Annotated in this window: 3 protein-coding genes; all 3 read right to left on the bottom strand. The window is 62.5% G+C overall.

The features are described 5' to 3' along the window. The coding region (locus tag AC5DC2_RS22785; protein ID WP_491700139.1) for an ATP-binding cassette domain-containing protein at window positions 1-493 on the bottom strand (493 nt) is incomplete at its 3' end. After that, entirely contained in the window at window positions 490-1,563 is a 1,074-nt protein-coding gene (locus AC5DC2_RS22780) for an ABC transporter permease (protein ID WP_024706850.1), read from the bottom strand. The genes AC5DC2_RS22780 and AC5DC2_RS22785, both read right to left, overlap by 4 nt. Window positions 1,564-1,681: 118 nt before the next feature. Continuing rightward, window positions 1,682-2,549 (bottom strand): substrate-binding domain-containing protein (locus tag AC5DC2_RS22775; protein ID WP_491700138.1); only part of this gene is annotated, 868 nt, incomplete at its 5' end.

Genomic DNA, 2,549 nt, shown 5'->3' with positions numbered 1-2,549 from the left:
CCGCCCGCGCCACCGCGACCCCCTGCCGCTGCCCGCCCGAGAGCGTTTCCACCGCCTGATTGATGTTCTGAATGGTCATCAGGCCGAGATCGTTCAGCTTTTCGCGGGCGATCCGTTCCATTTCCGGTCGGTCGAGCTGGCGGAACACCTTGCCCATGAAGCCGGGTTTACGCAATTCGCGCCCCATGAACATATTGTCGGCGATCGACAAGGCCGGCGACATCGCAAGCGTCTGGTAGACCGTTTCGATGCCGGCCCCGCGGGCATCGTTGGGCGAGGCGAAGTTGAGGCGCCGGCCATCCATGTGGATCTCGCCGGAGTCCGGAAGCACGGCGCCGGAAATCGCCTTGATCAGCGTCGACTTGCCGGCGCCGTTGTCGCCGATCACCGCCAGGATTTCTCCCGGCATGAGATCGAAATCGCAGTGATCGAGCGCCGTCACCTTGCCGTAGCGCTTGACGAGATTGCGGGCCTTCAGAAGCGGTTCGGTCATAGTGATACCTTTCTGATCCACTGATCTAGGGCAACGGCGGCGATGATCAGCAGGCCGATCAACAGATAGGTCCATTGGGCATCCGCGCCCATCAGCCTGAGGCCGAGCGTGAAGACGCCGACGATCAGCGCGCCGAACAGCGTGCCGAGCACCGAGCCGCGCCCGCCGAAGAGTGAAATGCCGCCGATCACCACGGCGGTGATGGATTCGATATTGCTCAACTGGCCCGAGGTTGGCGAAACCGAGCCGATCCGCCCGATCAGGGCCCAGCCGGCAAAGGCGCAAATGAGGCCGGAAAGGACATAGACCGAGATCAACGTGCGCCTGACGTTGACGCCGGCGAGTTCCGCGGCTTCGGGATCGTCGCCGACGGCGTAGACATGGCGGCCCCAGGCCGTCTGACGCAGGACATAGGCAAGCACCATCACCAGGACGATCATGAAGATCACGCCATAGGTGAAGACGGCTCCGCCCAGTGCGATCTTGTTGCCGAAGAATTGCAGAAGCGGGGCGTTGGCCTCGATCTCCTGTGCCCTTATGGTCTCGTTGGCCGAGTAGAGAAAATTCGTCGCCAGCGCGATTTGCCACATGCCGAGCGTGACGATGAAGGGCGGCAGTTTGACGCGCGCGACCAGAAACCCGTTGATGAACCCGACCGCCGCGCCGCAGGCAAGCCCGCAGACAATCGCCACGCTGGGCGGAAGACCGTAGCGGAACGTGAACTGTCCCATGATGACGGAACTCAGAACCATGATCGCGCCGACGGAGAGATCGATGCCCGCAGTCAGGATGACGAGACTTTGCGCCGCCGCGACAATGCCGATGATCTGGACCTGCTGCAGGATCAGCGTCAGAGCAAAAGGCGAGAAGAATTTCGAGCCCAGCAATGCGCCGAAGACCGCGATCGACAGCAAGAGCACAATCAGCGGCACCAGTGCCGGCGTCTTGTGCAGGGCATGCTGGATCTTGTCGATCAGCCACTCCGGTTCCTGCGCGAATTCAGCGACCTTCGCGGGGCTTTGCGCCAGCGAGGATTCGTAGTCATCCTGGTGTGCCGAGGGTTCTTGCATGGTCCTCACTCTGATATTTCTCCAGGCGCCGGCCCGGACGGTCCGTCCCGTCAGCCTGGTTCTCGTGAAAAGGGGAGGCCGGTTTACGGCCTCTCCGAAAGGTTCAGGACTATTTGCATCAGCCCCAGCAGAGCTTCATGCCCTCTTCGGCGGAGATCGACTCCACGCCGTCAACCGGATGATCGGTCACCAGGGTGACGCCGGTATCGTAGAAATTCTTGCCCTCGGTCAGCATCGGCTTGGTTCCGTCGGCGGCAAACGCGGCGATTGCCTCAATGCCTTTCGAGGCCATCAGCAGCGGATATTGCTGCGACGTGGCGCCGATGACGCCGTCGGCGACGTTCTGAACGCCGGGGCAACCGCCATCGACAGAGACGATCATGACGTCGTTTTCCCGGCCGATGGATTTCAGCGCCTGATAGGCGCCGGCCGCGGCCGGCTCGTTGATCGTGTAGACGACGTTGATCATCGGGTCCTTGGCGAGCAGGTTTTCCATGGCGCGCTGTCCGCCCTCTTCATTGCCGGCCGTGACATCGTTGCCGACGATGCGCGGATCGGTCTCGTCTCCCCAGCGGCCCGGATCGCCCAGATCGATGCCGAAGCCCTTCAGGAAGCCCTGGTCGCGCATGACATCGACGGAAGGCTGGCTGACGCCGAGGTCGAGCATGGCGATCCGGGCATTGGCGGCTTCGTCGCCGAGCCTTGCGGCGGCCCAGGCGCCGATCAGTTCACCGGCCTTGAAGTTGTCGGTGGCGAAAGTCGCGTCGGCTGCGTCGATCGGTTCCAGCGAGGTATCGAGCGCGATGACGAGGATGCCGGCATTGCGGGCCTGCTCGACCGAGGGGACAATCGCCGAACTGTCGGACGGCGTGATCAGTATGCCCTTGGCGCCGTCGGCAATGCAGGTTTCGACAGCCTGAACCTGGGTTTCATGGTCGCCGTCGATCTTGCCCGCAAAGGTCTTCAGATCGATTCCGAGTTCCTTG

The sequence above is a fragment of the Martelella sp. genome (assembly GCF_984369615.1).
The sequence above is the reverse complement of the archived record's forward strand: the minus strand, read 5'-3'. Positions and strand labels throughout refer to the sequence as shown.

What these genes read in the sequence shown, in the direction of transcription:
- AC5DC2_RS22780 (WP_024706850.1), bottom strand. Translation starts at nt 1,563, where the DNA reads ATGCAAGAACCCTCGGCACACCAGGATGACTACGAATCCTCGCTGGCG.